Here is a 16,535-nt window from a genome sequence, read left to right on the forward strand (position 1 = left end):
GAGTTTGAATGCGCGGGGCATTATTACGCAGCGGTAAGAGCGGGTCATTCATTGCCCTGGGTGAAACAGGTCAGCCGGTCTACCGGGCTGCCTTGCAATTGCGCGAAGCCATTCGCCGCAAAAATCCTGAGTTGGTCGATCATCTGGCCATCCCTCAAAGCGATGAGCTCGGTAACCAGATCGACTGGTACAGCGGCCTCGACGGTGATGTGATCCCGTGGAGCAGTGCGACCGAAGAAGAACGCGCCCCCGCCCGCCGCCAACTTGAAGCGCTGAAAATCGCGCTCGAGGAATTGAGCCAGCGTTTCCTGGTGACTGATTCCGGCGAACCGCAGCAAGGCGACAAAGCCGTGTTCGGCAAGCTGCTCAAGCGCGTCATTCATTTCCCGGACGAGAATTTCGTCTACCTGGTGCAAGGCAAGCCGGTGCTGACCTTTTGGGGTTTCGAGCATGCCGGTAACGGCACTCGCGATCCCCTGCACTGCCTCTATCAGGTTCCGCCCGCGTTCACGCTTCCACCTGAGGTCGAACCCGCGCCTGTTGTTGCGCCCGTCGTACCGGTGGTTGCTCGTCCATGGTGGCGTCGCTGGTGGTGGCTGTTGCTGCTGCCGCTCCTGCTGCTGCTTTTGTGGTTGCTGCTCGGCCTGCGCGGTTGCGTGCCGATTCCGTCGGTGGCCGTAGATCTGTTGCCTGAGGGCATCGTGCCGGTGGAAAAACAACTGGAAGAGCCGCAAGTGACTGGCAATGTCACGACGCTGAATGGCGTTCCGGTGAATGGCACTGTCGTGGGCTCCACCACAGGAACTGGCACCGCCATGACCGGTACTCATGGAGTAGAAGCGCCAGCGGTCGAAGGTAGCGAGGCCGACACAGCGCCCGCCGGCGTGACCCAAGACCCCGCCAAAGACCCGGCAGCAGACCCGGCCGCCGAATCGCCAACTACACCACCCGAAAACAAAACCGCGCCGCCGGATATCACATCCCCCGAGGGCGAAAAACCCGCCGCTGCCGCAAAACCCGGCCCTCCCCTGAGCATTCCGCCAGACGCCGCTGACGGTGCCGCCAAGTTCCTCGACGGTCAGTACCGTGCCGGGGCGGGTATTCAGGATCGCCGGACCGGCAAACCGCTGCGTCTGGAGTACCAGCTCAAGGACGGCAAGGGCGAAGTCACCGTACATCAGGCCGACGGCACCAAGTGCAGTGGGCCAGTGAGCGCTACCATGAAGGGAGGCAGCCTGGCCATCGACAGCCAGGGTCAGGCCGTGTGCGCCGATGGCAGCACTTACGACATGCCCAAGGTCAGCTGCCGCAAAGGGGCGACCACGGTCGCGGACTGCACCGGCGGTTACGGAAAAGAACAATTCCCCATGTCCATGCGGCACGCGGCCGAAAAAACGGAATAACCCGACATGTTGCCTGAAGTCACCCAATTCGAAGACACCGTCACGCTGGTCAGCGACACCGGCATCCAATTCATGGATTTCGCCCTGCGCCTGGATCCTCGCAAGGAACCGGCGGGCGAATTCGCGCCGATGATCAGCGGGCTGATCTGCCGACTGTCGTACAACGAAGAGAAAGACTTCTTTTTCTACGAGCCCGAACCGGAAAAGATCGAGAAGGCCAAGCCTGCGTTCAGCGTCGACATGAAAAGCAGCCTCGAATTGCTCGACGGTGTCTGGCTGCCGACCCCGTTTTTCCGCTTTATGCCGCCGCATCGTTTCGACGAAGGCCCGACCAACTGGTCGCGCATGCGCCTGGTGAAACTGGCGACACCCGACATTGACGGCAACACCCACCGTCTGACGATGGCGTTCGACAGCCGCGTCATGCCCAAGCGTGACGGCACCGCTTACCTGGCGCCAAACGAAGAAGACATCAGCTCCGGCGTGTCCTTCAAACTGGCGACCAAGGCCAGCGAAACCCGCTGGTTTCTCGCGCAGCCGTGGGTCAACGAGTGGCTGCTGGAAGTGTTCAACGAGGGCAATGCCCACCGTTCGCGCGCCGAGCTGGACACCGATATCCGTGCCAACTATCACCTGGCGCATTACCTCAATTTGCTCAGCCTGTTGGGCGCACCGTCCGCCGCCCAGCAATCGACGGCCCGTGCGAAAGTTGAAATCCCCGAGCTGAAAGTGGTCGCCAACGACAGCAATGGCCTGGTCAAGCCGATTCCGGTGGACCTGGTGCTGGACGTCGGCAACTCGCGCACCTGCGGCATCCTGATCGAAAACCACGGTCAGGCCGGCTCCGGGCTGAAGCAGAACTACGTTCTGGAACTGCGTGACCTGATCACCCCGGAACACACCTACAACCTGCCGTTCGAAAGCCGCGTGGAATTCGCCCAGGCGTATTTCGGCAAGGATCACTGCTCGGTCAAGAGCGGCCGGCACGATGCGTTCCAGTGGGCGACGATTGCCCGGGTCGGCAATGAGGCCAGCCGTCTGGCCAGCCGTCGTCGCGGCACCGAAGGCTCCACCGGCCTGTCCAGCCCGAAACGCTACCTGTGGGACGAAAACGCCTACGGCCATGGCTGGCGTTTCAACTGTTCGTACATCAAGACCGACAGCGAACCGTACGCCACGGCCGCGCCGTTCTCGCACCTGATCAACGAAACCGGCGAGGCGCTGTACAGCCTTGAAGAAGATGATCGTCTGCCCGTGTTCATGCCGCGTTATTCGCGCAGCTCGCTGATGACCTTCATGCTCGCCGAAGTGCTGGCCCAGGCGCTGTCGCAAATCAACAGCCCGGCCCAGCGCTCGCGCCAGGGTCACACCCGCGTGCCGCGCCAACTCAACAGCATCACCCTGACCGTGCCGCCGGGCATGCCGCAGGCCGAGCGCAGCATCCTCAACGAACGCATGCTGCAAGCCATCGGCCTGGTGTGGAAGAGCCTCGGCTGGCATGCCGGCGAGGAAGACCCGCATCTGGATCAGGCTGTCAGCCCGCGCACGCCGATCCCGAGCATTCGCGTGGAATGGGACGAGGCCTCCTGCGGACAGTTGGTGTACCTGTACACCGAGGTCAACGAGAATTTCGCCGGTCACCCGGAAGAGTTTTTCGACACCATCGCCCGGCCGGACAAGACCGACCGTGAACGCATCACCCTGGCGACCATCGACATCGGCGGCGGCACCACCGACCTGGTGATCACCGACTACCGCCTCGACCGCGCCGGCAACACCGGCAGCGGCAGCAACGTGCACATCGTGCCCGAACAGCGTTTTCGCGATGGCTTCAAAGTCGCCGGCGATGACATCCTGCTGGACGTGATTCAGGACTTCATCCTGCCAAGCTTCGAAAAAGCCTTGCAGAACGCCGGCGTGAAAGCCCCGGATTCACTGATGTCGCGTTTGTGTGGCGACGAGTCGGTCAGCGCCCAGGACATGATCCTGCGCCAGCAATTGAACCTGCAGGTGTTCGTCCCGCTGGGCCTGGCGTTGCTCAAGGCATACGAGCACTACGACCCGCAAATTCCGGAAGAAGTCACCCCGCAAAGCTATCGCCAATTGCTCGGTGACAACGCGATCAGCCAGACCGTGCTCGACTACGTCAACGCCGCCGTGCGCCGCGATGTCGGCAGTCAGAGCGGTTTCGACCTGTATGCCGCGCCGATCAGCTTCGACCTGCAAAAGCTCCACGCCGCGTTCCTCAACGACCAGATCAACATCACCAAGATTCTCGGTGCGCTGTGTGAAGTGGTCGCGTATTACCCGTGCGACGTCCTGCTGCTGACCGGCCGCCCTTCGCGCCTGCCCGGCATCCAGGCGTTCATTCGCAAGGTGCTGCCGCTGCCACCGGGGCGCATTCTGGCGCTGCAAAACTACCGCACCGGCGGCTGGTATCCGTTCCACAAGAACGGCCGGATCGACGACCCGAAAAGTACCGCCTCGGTCGGCGCGATGCTCTGCCTGTTGTGCGCCAACCATAGCGTGCCGAACTTCTACTTCCGTGCGTCGGCGCTCAAGCCGTATTCGACGGTCAAGAATATCGGCGTCATCGACCTCAACAACGTGATCAAGGATGCTGACGTGCTGTACCGCGACATCCAGTCCGAAGACTACAAAATCAAGCTGCCGGAAATTGGCGTGGGCGAAGCCGCCGACACGCCCCAACTGGAAATGCGCGGCGATCTACGCCTCGGTTTCCGCCAACTGGCCGCTGACCGCTGGGCCGCCTCGCCGCTGTACACCTTGCGGTTCACCAAGGCCGGTCGGGAGAAGTTTTCCCGGGCGATCGGTGAAAACGGCAGCGCGCCGCTGCTCAAGGTGCGGTTCGAGGTCAAGCCGGCGGACAAGTACACCCGCAAGCAGGATCTGGTCAGCGACCGCCTCTCGGTTCGCAACATCGAATCCAACTGTAACAACGTCAACTTCAACCCGCGCAGCGACCTCGAGCTGGAACTCAATACCATGCTCGACGCCGGCCTGAGCGAGACCAAGTACTGGCTCGACAGTGGAAGTGTGAAACGCAAATGAATGACCTGACCCCCGATCAAACTCAGCTCTCTGCCAGTTGGGCCGCTGTTTATGAAGGCGCCGGTCAGGCGCTGGACTGGATTGGCCAGACGCGCGGCAACGCGCCGCGCCTGGACAGCGAAGCCGACAACCTGAACATCCGCCTGCACCGCGCCCGCAATCTGGCTCACAGCCTCGGCCGCGTGGCCTGCACGCCGATGACCATCGGCTTTTTCGGCTTGTCCCAGGCCGGCAAGTCCTACCTGATTTCGGCCCTTGCCGCCGGTCAGAACGGCAAGCTGGAAACCGATTTCGGCGGCCAGCGCCTGGACTTCATCAAACACGTCAACCCGGTGGGTAACGGTAAGGAAGCCACGGGGCTGGTGACGCGTTTCAGTCGCCGCGCCACTCCAAGCCCGGACGCGAACTTCCCGGTCGAGCTCACCTTGTTCAAAGAAATCGAGCTGGCGAAAATCTTTACCAATTCCTGGTTCAAAGACTTCGATCTTGAGCGCATGGAATACCAGATAGACGAAGAGCGCATACAGCGCGTACTCAAGCCCTTTGAAGGACGCGAAAGTGGGCCGGTGCGCAAAGGGGTCAACGCCGACGACATCGTATCGTTGTGGGACTACGTGCGCGAGACAGCCCCTAACTCGGTGAAGAAACTTGAACACAGTTACTGGCCCAAGGTATTGCAACTGGCGCCACGCCTTGATGCTCAAGAACGCGCCGAGCTGTTTTCCATTTTATGGGGTGAGCAATACGAGCTGACTCGGGCCTATCAGCATTTGGCTGCCGCCTTGCACACATTAGGTCTGCCCGAGAAAGTATTTGCCCCGCTGCATGCCTTGGTGCGGTTTGAAGACGACACCGCCATCCAGCTCGATAACATCATGAACGTCGATATCCTCGAGCGCTTCGGCACCCCGGCAGATGGTCACATAGACGTTCGCCCAGTGATTGACGGGCACCTGCAAAATGGCCAGGCCATCACGGTCGCTCAGCTGGCAGCGCTGACAGCGGAAATGACCTTCGGGCTGATCGAAGACCCTGCTGATGCCATCGTCAATCAGGTCGACCTGCTGGATTTCCCTGGTTATCGCGGACGCAAGAGCCTGCTGAGTATCGCCGACTCCAACGACCCGGCATCCAGCACCAAAGACAACTCCGTTTCGCAGTTGATCCTGCGCGGCAAGGTCGCCTATCTGTTCGAGCGTTACACCGACTGCCAGGAAATGAACGCCCTTGTCGTCTGTACCGGCTCCAATAAACAGAGCGACGTCAACGATGTTGGCCCGGTCTTGTCGCGCTGGATCGAAAAGACTCAGGGAAATAATGCCGAAGAACGCCGCAAGCGTGCCCCCGGCTTGATCTGGGCTCTGACCATGCTCGACTTGCGCATCAACGGCGCTCTGGATCAGTCTCCCGACCAGTACGACGAAGGTTGGAGCGGCATGATCAAGCTGACGATGCTTGAACGCTTCGGAAGCTTGCCGTGGATGGCTGACTGGGACGGTGCGCCCTTCCAGAACACCTTCATGGTGCGTAAACCACGCTTGACTACCGCGTTCATCCAACAGGACAAAAACGCATCTGAAATCGGCATAAACCCCGACTATCAAGAGCGGATCGACAGCATGGGCAAGAGCTTTGCGAGCAACAGCCTGGTCTGTAAGCACATTAAAGAGCCGAGTGTCGCCTGGCAGGAAATGCTACGTATCGACGATGGTGGCATCGGGTACTTCAGCCGCAGCTTCACAGATGTCGCCAACACTGAGTTCAAACTGCAACGCATCCGTGAACAACTCAACGAATGCATTGAAAGCCTGACTGTTCACGGGCTGAACACTTGGTACCACGCCGACGGTGACGGCGCCGCCGCCGCAAAAAAAGCCAAGGCACAGATGATTTTGACCGGCCTGGGCCGTCGCCCGGCAGTGCTCGGCGAGCTGATCGATCAACTCGACATGCCGAGCGAAGAGGTGCGCGACCTGTACCTCAGCGGCGTGTACGAAACCGATGATGAGCCGGCAGCGAACGATGAACCGGTCGCCCCGACGCCGAGCCAGAGCCTGTACGGCAACGACGCCGGTTTCGATTTCGATTTCGGTGACGACACCCCCCCAGACGCGCCGGTGAGCAGCAGCAAAAACGGCACCTCCGCGCCCGAGCTGCAAAGCAACGAGCACCGATTCGCCAAGGCGGCGTTCAAGGCCTGGATCGCGCACCTGCGCGAACTGACCACCCGCCAAAGCCTGCTCAATCTGCTTGGTCTGGAAAAGGCCTTGCTCGAAGCAGTGGTCGACGAACTGATCACCGCCGGCTATCGCCAGGACTTGCCGGGGCAACTGAGCCGCGCCGTCCTCAAGCGTGCACAAAGTGGCGCGCGGCGCGATCAACTGGTCGAGCGTCAGGTATTCGAAGTGCAACGTGTGCTGCGCGATTTCGTATCCTGGTTCGGCTACCTGCACAAGCCTGTGAGCGAGCGTCCGAACAGCCGCGCCGGTGCCAAGGCGCCGCTGTTCTCGTTTTACACCGACGTTGGCCCGGGACAGGTGCCCGTGCTGCCAGCACAACCGGCGAACCAGGCGCAGCGCTACCTCGGCGACTGGCTCTCGGGCCTGGCCTATATCACGCAGGACAATGCCGGCCATGGTGCCGGACGTGAAATCACCCCTGAACAGAACGAACGGCTGGGCCAAGTGCTTAAAGCCTTCGCAGCGAGATAAGCAATGCCAATTCGTGTCGACCTGCTCGCGTTAGAGCCCAATGTGCCTGGCCAGGGCCGCCTTACTGTGAAGAAATGGCAGGGTGGCGAGGAACAGCTGGAGTTCTCCATTCAGCGTAACCAGGACGGTTTTTACCTCCAGGACCATAAGGCCTGGAGCAACAATCCATTCTGGTTCAAGGTCTCTCGTTTCAACGTCACGGCCAGCGGCGACGGCCTGGAAGCGCAGGTAGGCCCGGACGTGGTCGACCCGCTGCTGGAAGGTGGCGCCAACTCGCAGTTCCAGATCGAACTGCGTGAACAGAGCCACGGACACGCCGACAAAGGCGTGGTTCGCCCAGGCGTTGGCGTGTTGCCGTCCACGGCCGGCGGCCAGACGCGCTCGACGTATGGCGGCGCCGAACTGACGGCGCCGAGTGCACCGGCACCCGCACCGGAAATCCTGGAAATCCCGGAGCTGCCGGAACTGGTCCTGTCCACCGCCGAGCCCGAAGTGGAGCTGGAGTCAGTGCCCCACGAGCCCGACTACGCACCACCTCCCCCTCCGGTGAAGAAAAGCAACAAAGGCCTGATCGGCCTGTTGGTTGTCGTGCTGTTGCTACTGGCCGCAGGTGGCGGATTCTGGTTCTACAAACGCACCCCGGCGCCTGCCGCGGTGGCCGCCAACCCCGCCACCGCACCGGCCGGCGCTGATGCTCAAGCCTGTACCGTGGAGAGCATGAACAGCCTGCCCGAATTGACCTTCGTCCAGACCTGCATCAAGGCGGCGCCCGACAGTGCCAAGTTGCTGGAGATCATCAACCAGGCCAAGGCCGGCAAACACTGCGGTGTCGCCCAACGGCTGTACGCCAACCGTGCCCAGGCCGGTGACGCGTTGATCGCCAACGCTTATGCCCGTGAATACGACCCTAAATACCTGAAGGCCAGCGAGTGTTTCCCGACTGCGGACAACGCCACCGCCGCCTATTGGTACGAAACCATCCTCACCCAAGACCCGAACAACGCCGAAGCCAAGCAGCGTTTCGAGGAGTTGCAGAAGTGATGCGCTCTCCCCTGAGTCGATTCCTGTTGAGCGGCGCCGCCCTGTTGGCGCTGTGCATCAGCCCGCTGTCCCAGGCCGATGACAAACCGCTGATCCAGGCCGGTAAAAAGACCCTGTTCCAACGCGTGCTGACCACACCCGGGTGCAAGATCAGCCCGACGGCGGGCGGTGCCGCCGGTGACGAGCAGCCGGTGTTCAGCCGATTTTATGTGTACGAGCGCGCCCAAGCGAACAACGCCGAATGGTTGAAAGTCGGCCCCGACAGCTACGGCAAGACCATTGGCTGGCTGCCGGCTGGCTGTACCACCGACTGGAAAATGCAGCTGACACTGGCCTTCACCAACCCGGCCAACCGCGACCGGCTGCTGTTTTTCAAGGACCGCGCCACCGTCGAAGCCATCCTCGATGCGCCGGACCCGGTGAGCAAAGTTGCACCGCTGCGGGCCAAGCTGAAAAAAGGCCAGCAGGCGCCAGGCGTCCTGGCTGAAGAACCTGAATTCTTCGTCGACCTGCAAAAGCAGTTCTACCTGCTGCCGGTGCTCAGCGGTGAAGAAGTCATGACCGAAAGCGGTTTCCGCACGCGCCTGCTGAATGTCGCGTCGGTCAGCAAACCGGATGACAAGAACGCCAAGGCCGGTGCTGCCAACAGCGCTGCCGGCGGCAAGGAAGCCGAGGACAAAAATACCAACCAACTGAAGGAGTTCAGTGCGGCCGTGGTGTTTGTCATCGACTCGACGATCTCGATGGACCCGTACATCGACCGCACCCGCGAGGCGATTCGCAAGGTTTATCAGCGGATAGAAGCGCAGAACCTCGGCAAGCAGGTCAAGTTCGGCATGGTCGCTTTCCGCTCCAACACCCAGGCGGTGCCGGGGCTCGAATACACCACCAAGATGTACGCCGACCCTACCAAGGTGAAAGACAGCGCCGACTTTTTTGCGAAGATCGCCGACCTCAAACAGGCCACCGTGTCGAGCAGCAGCTTCGATGAAGACTCGTTTGCCGGCGTCATGGAGAGCATCGACAAGGTCGACTGGAGCCAGTTCGGCGCACGCTATGTGGTGCTGATCACCGATGCCGGTGCCATCGAAGGCGACGACAAGCTGTCGAAGACCGGTTTGAGTGCAGCACAGGTGCGTATCGAAGCCGCCAACCCCGGCGTGGCGATTTACACCCTGCACTTGAAAACCCCGGCCGGGGCCAAGGACCACGCCAAGGCTGAAGCGCAGTACAAAGACCTGTCGACGTACCCGGGCACCAACACCTCGCTGTACTACCCGGTGAACGCGGGCGACGTACAGGAGTTCGGGCGCAAGGTCGACGCACTGGCTGCCGCGATCACCACACAGGTGAAAGCCGCCTACATGGGCGAAGACGCCATCGGCAGCGCGGCGAACGCCAAGCAGGACCCGGCCGAGAAGAAAATGCTCGAAGACGCGGCGCTGATCGGCCACGCCATGCAACTCGCCTATCTCGGCGAGAAGACCAACAGCAAGGCACCGCCGGTGTTCAAGGCGTGGATCACCGACCGCGACCTGATCAAGCAGAACATCCCGACCACCGATGTGCGGGTGCTGCTGACCAAGTCGCAGCTCAGCGATTTGAGCGACGTCATGAAGCAGATCCTCGATGCCGCCAACGAAGGTCTGATTTCGCCAACGGAAATGTTCAATCGACTGCGTTCGGTGGCGGCGACCATGGGTGCCGATCCCAATCAGCTCAAGCAGAACAGCAACGCCAAACTGGCGGACATGGGCGTGCTCGGCGAGTACCTCGAAGACCTGCCCTATCAGAGCGAAGTGCTGAACCTGGATGAAGAAACCTGGAAGAGCTGGGACGGTCTGGCGCAAGAGAAATTCATCCGCACGCTGAACACCAAACTGCGGCATTACCAGCGTTACAACGCTGACGTCGACCGCTGGGTTGCTTTAGCCAAAGACAGCGATGCGCGGGACAACGTGTACCCCGTACCACTGGAAATGATGCCTTAACGAGACGCTGATGCTCGATATCAAGAACCTGCTGGTGCGCCGTGGTGAAGGCGCACTGGCCCATCACGTACGCCTGCCGCATTTACAGGTCGGTGCCGGAGAAATCCTCGCCATCACCGGCGAGAGCGGCAGCGGCAAAAGCACGTTGCTCGAAGCCATCGGCCTGTTGCTGGCGCCGGTGGAACTCGAGCGCTTTCGACTGGGCCCGACGCACGCTCAGGATATCGCCCACCTGCTGGCAACTGACGACCAGCCGGCGCTCGCCGCGGTGCGTTCACGGCACTTGGGCTTCATTTTGCAGAGCGGCGGCTTGCTGCCGTTCCTGAGCGTGCGCGACAACATCCGCCTGCCGCGCCGTTTGCTCGGGATGTCGGCGAACAGCGAACACATTGACCACGCCGTCGACGTGTTGCGCCTGCAAGGGTTGCTGGATAAACAACCGCAGGCCTTGTCGATCGGCGAGCGCCAGCGCGTGGCCTGCGTTCGGGCGATTGCCCATGAACCGCTGCTGCTGTTGGCCGATGAACCGACCGCCGCGCTCGATCCGCACAGCGCCCGGCGTTTGTTCGAGTTGCTGCTGAGCCTGGTGTCGAGCATGGGGTTAAGTGCGCTCGTGGTGTCCCATGACTGGGCCTTGTTGAAGGATTTCGGCTTGCCGCGACTCGGCGCTATCAGCCATCAGGGAGAAACACTGTTTGAACCGATGGATTGATCGCTTGCGCCTGCTGGGCTCACTGGCGCTGCAAGACCTCTGGCACGACCGCAAGGTCTCGCTGTGCATCGCCGCGTCCCTGGTGGCGGTGATTGCACCGCTGTTGCTGCTGTTCGGGCTCAAGCACGGGGTGGTCAGCCAGTTGCAGGACGAACTGCTTCGTGACCCGCGCAACCTTGAAGTGAAGATGCTCAGCAACGGCAACTACGACACGGCCTGGATCGAGCGTTTGCGCCTGCGCCCCGAAACCGGTTTTGCCCTCGGCCAGACCCGCTCGCTGAATACCCAGGCAGACCTGCTGATCGGCATGCAACGGTTTGTCGAAGGTGCGGAAATCATCGCCACGGAACCTGGCGATCCACAGCTGAACCTGGCGTCGCTTACCCCCGTCGGCAATCAAGTGATCCTCAGCGCCAGCGCCGCGCAACGTTTGCAGGCCAAGGTTGGCGACAGCGTGCAACTGCGGGCGTTGCGGCGCCTGGAAGGGGTCAATGAACGCGGCGAGATGACGCTGACCGTGCTGGCCGTGCTCGACGGCGCCCGGTTCGGCCGCGCGGCCGGGTTTGTCGCCCCGCCGCTGCTGCTGGATCTGGAGCACTTTCGCGACGGTTATCAGGTCAGTGCGTTCGGCATCGCCACCGGCAAGCCTCTGGGCAATCTGCAACCGCTGTATGCCCGCGCCCGCGTGTATGCGCGCGACATCGATCAGGTCGCGCCGCTGGAGCACTGGCTCAACGAACAACACATCGAAACGTCGAGCCGGCTGGCCGACATCGACAACGTCAAAGCGATCAACCATGTGCTGGGGCTGATCTTCGGCGTGATTGCCGTTGCGGCGCTGATCGGCTGCGTGGCGTCGATGGTCGGTGCGTTCCTGGCCAACATCGACCGCAAGCGTAAAAGCCTGGCGGTCCTGCGTCTGTTGGGGTTCAAGCGCAGGGCCGTCGGCAGTTTTGTGGTCTTGCAGGCACTGGTACTCAGTTTGGCCGGTTACATCGGCGGGCTGGGGTTTTATGCTGTCGGCAGCCATTTGTTCGACTACTTGTTAGGCAGCAGCCAGGCCACCGGCACCTTCGTTTGCCACATCACCGTCTGGCACGGCGTTGCCGCCCTGCTCCTGACCTTTCTGGTTGCCGCATTGGTGGCCGTGATCGGCGCCCTGCGAGCCATCAACATCCAACCTGCGGAGAGTCTGCGTGAGCTATAAACGTTTTGGCTTGCTGTTGCCCCTGAGCCTCGGCTATTTGCTCGACGCCTCGGCGGCGGGCTGGGAAGAGAAGTTTTACAACCCGATGCCGGACGCCGCCGACGTGGTGCTGCCGATGCCCTGCGAAGGCTCGATGGTGTTTCGCAAGGTGTTCATCCCGGTGACCGGGCCGCTCGACGACTACCCGATCAACATCGGTCAGGACGGCGCGGAATACGGTTACGTCGAGCAGACTCGACCGACGTTCATCGCCGGTAGCTTTACGGGCGGCAAGAACGACAAATCCCGTTATTACCTGATGGCCAAGTACGAGATGAGTCAGCTGCAATACGCCGCGCTGACCGAAGCCACCTGCCCCACCGCCGCCACCAAACTGCGCGTGCCGCAGACGGCCGTGAGCTGGGTGCAAGCCATCGAAGCCGCCGACAAGTACAACCTGTGGCTGCGCAAAAATGCGGCCGACAAGTTGCCCAAGGAAGACGGCGCACAGGGCTTCCTGCGCTTGCCAACTGAAGTCGAGTGGGAGTTCGCCGCACGCGGAGGGCTGGAAGTCAGCGCCGCTGAATTCCGCGATACGCATTACCCGATGCCGGACGGCATCAATGCCTACGAGTGGTTCGCCGGGGCGCAATCGTCCAACGGCAAAGTGCAGTTGTCCGGTCTGCAAAAGCCCAATCCGCTGGGCCTGCATGACATGCTCGGTAACGTCGACGAAATGATGTTCGAGCCGTTTCGCCTGAACAAACTCGACCGCCAGCACGGTCAGGCCGGCGGCTATGTGGTGCGTGGCGGCAACTACCTGACCGCTCAGGCCGACCTGCGCACGGCATTGCGCAAGGAAGAGCCGTACTACAACGCCGACGGCCAGGTGAAGAACAAGACTACGGGCCTGCGCCTGGTCATGGTCTCACCGACCCTGACCTCTCGCGAACGGGTCGCCAGCATCGAATCCAGCTGGAAGAAACTCGGCACCGGCAGCAAGGAAACCGAGTCCGCCGACAAAGGCACGGTGCAATCCCTGAACAATCTGGCTTCGGGCGTCGAAGACAAAGCACTCAAGGAAAAACTCAAGGCCCTGGAGAACCAGTTGCGCGCCAGCAACCAGCAGCAGGAAGAAACCCGCGACCAGGCGATTCGCGCCAGCCTCAATCTGGGCGCATTCTTGTGCACCAAGATGCTCGACGACGGCCAGTACGTGGACTTCCTGCAAAAGAACTACAAGCTCAATTGCGAAAGCGCGGACAAGGACGCGAGCTGCGACATGCGCAAAACCAAGCTCGACGAGCAGAAGGATCGCCTGCACAAACTCAGCCGCTACTACGCCAGCAGCCTGGTGGAATCGGCGACCTTGTACGGCCAGCCACTGCTTGAAACTCAGGTGCCGGTGATGGAAGAAATCATCACCCGCAACAAACAGCTGCAAGACCTGAAACCTTACTTGCGCACCCACTGGGCCAATCAGAAAGCGTTCCTGCAAAAACAGAAGATCGACACTGAAGCCTGGCTGAGCAGCTGCAAAGCCGTCACTCAATAACAAACGTCAACACCGTCACCTAGGAGTTCCACCATGTCGCGCAGCCTTTGGACTCGCTTCAAGCTACAGATCGCTTTCGTACTGGCCGGCAGCCTGCTGCTGACCGGTTGCGCCAACACCGGTAGCTCCATGCTCGGCGACAGCGACGGAGCCGACCCGCGCCTGACCCAGGGCCAGGACGCAGAGTTCTTCAGCAAGTCCGGCTATCAGGCCTGCGCCATGGGCGCCGGTGTCGGCATCCTCGCGTGCGCACTGTCCAACAGCAACAACAAAGCGGTGTGTGCCGTCGCCGCCGGCATTACCGCGTGTGGCGTGGCCATGGGCGCGAATTACTATCTGGATCAGCGTCGCAGCGAATACGCCGACACCACCACCCGCCTGGCTAAAATGAACAGCGACGTGGAACAAGACACGCAGAACGTGATCGCCCGTACCGCGACCGCTCAGCAAGTGATCAATGACGATCAGGCGCAGATCGCCCAGATCAAAAAGGACATCGCCAACAAGAAAGTCGACAAGGCCAAGGCCCAGGTGCAAATCGCCGAGATTGATTCGAACATCGCGCGCCTGCGCAAAGACCTCGGCAACATGCGCACCAAAGTCACCGAGTACACCAAAGTGGCAGACGCCGAGCGTGCCCAAGGCGCTTCCGGTGCCGAGATCAAGCAGGTGGACATGAACATCATGAAACTGAACCAGAAAGTCGCCGCCCTGCAGAAGGAAGTCGACGGTCTGTACAGCCAACGCTCCGCGATCACCCTGGGCTAAGCACATGACGTTACGACAACTGGCGGTCCTCACCGCCGTCCTGGCCTTGAGCGGTTGCGCGACCAAGCCGGGCGAATGCGATGCGACCAATCGCGACAGCAGCATGCTGACCAAGATGAACTGCGACTACTCCGGTGGTTACAGCGATCAGGTCAAGCAGAAGGAACTGGCCCTGAGCGAGTCCCGTCAACAAAACGCGATGTTCCGTCAGGTGTACGAGAACATTCAGGCCCAGCAGCTGAGCACCAAGACTGACCTGGCCAGCCAGCAGAAAGCCCAGGCGGCGCTGAATCAATCGCTGGGGCAACTGCTGAGCTCGCTCAAGGCCCGGCATGCCAATGAAAGCTCGGTGCAGAAGCAGATTGCCGGCCTCGAGCAGCAGCTCAAGGCTTCGCAAGCGGCGCCAGTGACCAAATCAACGCCCGCAACCCTGGCGGCCAAGCAGCAAGAGCTGAAGGCGTTGCAGAAGAAGGTCAATCAGCTGCAATTCAGCCTCGGCTACGAAGAGTAACTTTTCACCCCGCTGGCCTCCCGATGGAGGCCTGCACTTTTTCAGGAATCGTCGTCATGCAGCGGGTCATCAGGGATGCGCAAGCCACACCGGAGGGGATGAGTGCGCTGCAAGCCAAAGTCGCCCTCATCCAGAAACACTTTCCGCCGACCGTCGCCAGCCTGTTTGCCATCCCGCGGATGGGCAGCGGCGACGTGCTGGAATGGTGGACCGAACTGGGTGGCCAACCCACGCCCTACGCCGACCTCAATGAGGACGCGCAACGACGTTTGCTGCAAACCTATGAAGTGCGTCAGACGTCCCTCGGACAGCTGGCGGACGAACTGCAACGACGCGGTCAACCGAAGGAAGCGGAAGACCTGCGCAGCCTGCTCGGTACACCAGAGCTGGACAAACTCTACAGCCTCAACGGTGAGCCGTTGGTGGTGCGCTGGCACCAGCGTCCGCCCAAGCCCATCGTGCCGCCGGTGGTCCCGGTGGTGCCGGTCGTACCGCCGTCGCGTCGTGGCTGGTGGATCGCGGCGGCCTTGCTCGCATTGCTGTTGCTGCTGCTGGCGCTGTGGCTCTGGTGGTTCCTGCACCGTGAACCCGTTGTCGTGGTGCCACCGGTTGCGCCGGTCGCGCCCGTGGTGACGCCCGTCGAGAAACCGGTTGAGCCTGTTCCAGAGCCAGTTCCCGAGCCTGTCGTGGAACCGGAACCTGTTCCGGAACCAGAACCGGTGCCCGAACCAAAACCAGTGCCGCCACCCAAGCCGGTCCCACCACCAAAACCGGCCGCGCCGCCACCGCCACCGCCACCGCCACCACCGCCGCCACCTCCAGCCCCGACGCTGGATAACTACGCGTGCCGTAAAAAAGCCCCGGATGCCGTGCCTCCGCAATTTGTGGTGGTACTCGACACCTCGGGCTCGATGGACTTGAACATCAGGTCGGTGAAATCCGACGAGGATTGGTTCTTCGGCAATGAAATGAACAAGTACCTGGACGTGAACCGCACCCGGCAAATCTTCGCCAAGCCCAGCCGCATGGACGTCGCCAAGGACTCGCTGGCCGGCATGATCAACGGGCTCGATCCAAAGATCGACACACGCCTGATCACCTTCGCCGGTTGCGAAAGAACACCGGACCAGGGCGTGTTCCGGTTCGGCGACCGTCAGCGGTTGATCAACGGGATCCGCGGACTGGTGCCCAACGACGGTACGCCGCTGGCCGACAGCCTGGCCTACGCGGCGAGCACGGTCGACGGGCGCAATAACGATGCGGTGATCGTAATGTTTGTCGACGGTGAGGACGGTTGCCAGAAAGACGCTTGCGCGGTGTCCCGCCGAATCGCCAGGGAACAACCGCGCCTGCGGGTCAACGTGGTGAAAATCGGCGCCGGTGGCCCGTCACGCTGCATCGCTGAAAACACCGGTGGCCGGGTTTACAACAGCACCAATGCGGCCGAACTGGGTAGCCAGCTGAAACAGGCGACCAAGGAAGTGTCGAGCAATGCCAAGTGCGACTAGTCACCTGGCTTGAATACTGAGGTGAGCCCATCGCGGGCAAGCCTCGCTCCCACAGGTTTTGTGTCGTTCATAAGAGA

At 61.4% G+C, this 16,535-nt stretch carries 11 protein-coding genes; all 11 read left to right on the plus strand.

All coding sequences use genetic code 11. From position 1 onward, the window contains the following. The first annotated feature begins 8 nt into the window (after positions 1-8). The 11 genes from J2X66_RS06635 to J2X66_RS06685 are packed head-to-tail and all read left to right on the plus strand — an operon-like array spanning position 9 to position 16,458. Positions 9-1,403: an SrfA family protein gene (locus J2X66_RS06635; protein ID WP_310262400.1), complete on the plus strand. Its 1,395-nt coding sequence runs from the start codon at positions 9-11 to the stop codon at positions 1,401-1,403. Positions 1,404-1,409: 6 nt separating this feature from the next. Then, entirely contained in the window at positions 1,410-4,475 is a 3,066-nt protein-coding gene (locus tag J2X66_RS06640) for a virulence factor SrfB (RefSeq protein WP_310262403.1), read from the plus strand. After that, positions 4,472-7,186 carry a virulence factor SrfC family protein gene (locus tag J2X66_RS06645; protein ID WP_310262406.1) on the plus strand — a complete coding sequence of 905 codons (2,715 nt, stop codon included), beginning with the start codon at positions 4,472-4,474 and terminating at the stop codon, positions 7,184-7,186. Before J2X66_RS06640 ends, J2X66_RS06645 begins: the two co-directional genes overlap by 4 nt. Before the next feature lie 3 nt (positions 7,187-7,189). Then, complete coding sequence (locus J2X66_RS06650) at positions 7,190-8,227, plus strand: hypothetical protein (RefSeq protein WP_310262408.1); 1,038 nt, start codon at positions 7,190-7,192, stop codon at positions 8,225-8,227. Next, positions 8,227-10,218: a vWA domain-containing protein gene (locus J2X66_RS06655; protein ID WP_310262411.1), complete on the plus strand. Its 1,992-nt coding sequence runs from the start codon at positions 8,227-8,229 to the stop codon at positions 10,216-10,218. Before J2X66_RS06650 ends, J2X66_RS06655 begins: the two co-directional genes overlap by 1 nt. 10 nt (positions 10,219-10,228) lie before the next feature. Next, positions 10,229-10,930 (plus strand): ABC transporter ATP-binding protein, encoded by a 702-nt coding sequence (locus J2X66_RS06660; RefSeq protein ID WP_310262416.1) that lies wholly within the window; start codon positions 10,229-10,231, stop codon positions 10,928-10,930. Continuing rightward, complete coding sequence (locus tag J2X66_RS06665; RefSeq protein WP_310262419.1) at positions 10,914-12,137, plus strand: FtsX-like permease family protein; 1,224 nt, start codon at positions 10,914-10,916, stop codon at positions 12,135-12,137. The genes J2X66_RS06660 and J2X66_RS06665 overlap by 17 nt, the downstream gene beginning before the upstream one ends. Then, a complete protein-coding gene (locus tag J2X66_RS06670; RefSeq protein WP_310262422.1) occupies positions 12,127-13,671 on the plus strand; it encodes an SUMF1/EgtB/PvdO family nonheme iron enzyme in 1,545 nt (514 codons plus the stop codon). Before J2X66_RS06665 ends, J2X66_RS06670 begins: the two co-directional genes overlap by 11 nt. Positions 13,672-13,704: 33 nt before the next feature. After that, positions 13,705-14,439 (plus strand): hypothetical protein, encoded by a 735-nt coding sequence (locus J2X66_RS06675; protein ID WP_310262424.1) that lies wholly within the window; start codon positions 13,705-13,707, stop codon positions 14,437-14,439. A 4-nt stretch (positions 14,440-14,443) separates the two neighbouring features. Further along, positions 14,444-14,950: a hypothetical protein gene (locus tag J2X66_RS06680; RefSeq protein WP_310262427.1), complete on the plus strand. Its 507-nt coding sequence runs from the start codon at positions 14,444-14,446 to the stop codon at positions 14,948-14,950. A gap of 56 nt (positions 14,951-15,006) precedes the next feature. Beyond that, entirely contained in the window at positions 15,007-16,458 is a 1,452-nt protein-coding gene (locus J2X66_RS06685; protein WP_310262429.1) for a VWA domain-containing protein, read from the plus strand. Positions 16,459-16,535 lie beyond the last annotated feature (77 nt).

It is taken from the genome of Pseudomonas sp. 3296 (genome assembly GCF_031456615.1).
GTDB lineage: Bacteria > Pseudomonadota > Gammaproteobacteria > Pseudomonadales > Pseudomonadaceae > Aquipseudomonas > Aquipseudomonas mucoides.

What these genes read in the sequence shown, in the direction of transcription:
- J2X66_RS06655 (WP_310262411.1), top strand. Translation starts at nt 8,227, where the DNA reads ATGCGCTCTCCCCTGAGTCGATTCCTGTTGAGCGGCGCCGCCCTGTTG.
- J2X66_RS06675 (WP_310262424.1), top strand. Translation starts at nt 13,705, where the DNA reads ATGTCGCGCAGCCTTTGGACTCGCTTCAAGCTACAGATCGCTTTCGTA.
- J2X66_RS06650 (WP_310262408.1), top strand. Translation starts at nt 7,190, where the DNA reads ATGCCAATTCGTGTCGACCTGCTCGCGTTAGAGCCCAATGTGCCTGGC.
- J2X66_RS06645 (WP_310262406.1), top strand. Translation starts at nt 4,472, where the DNA reads ATGAATGACCTGACCCCCGATCAAACTCAGCTCTCTGCCAGTTGGGCC.
- J2X66_RS06635 (WP_310262400.1), top strand. Translation starts at nt 9, where the DNA reads ATGCGCGGGGCATTATTACGCAGCGGTAAGAGCGGGTCATTCATTGCC.
- J2X66_RS06680 (WP_310262427.1), top strand. Translation starts at nt 14,444, where the DNA reads ATGACGTTACGACAACTGGCGGTCCTCACCGCCGTCCTGGCCTTGAGC.
- J2X66_RS06660 (WP_310262416.1), top strand. Translation starts at nt 10,229, where the DNA reads ATGCTCGATATCAAGAACCTGCTGGTGCGCCGTGGTGAAGGCGCACTG.
- J2X66_RS06685 (WP_310262429.1), top strand. Translation starts at nt 15,007, where the DNA reads ATGCAGCGGGTCATCAGGGATGCGCAAGCCACACCGGAGGGGATGAGT.
- J2X66_RS06640 (WP_310262403.1), top strand. Translation starts at nt 1,410, where the DNA reads ATGTTGCCTGAAGTCACCCAATTCGAAGACACCGTCACGCTGGTCAGC.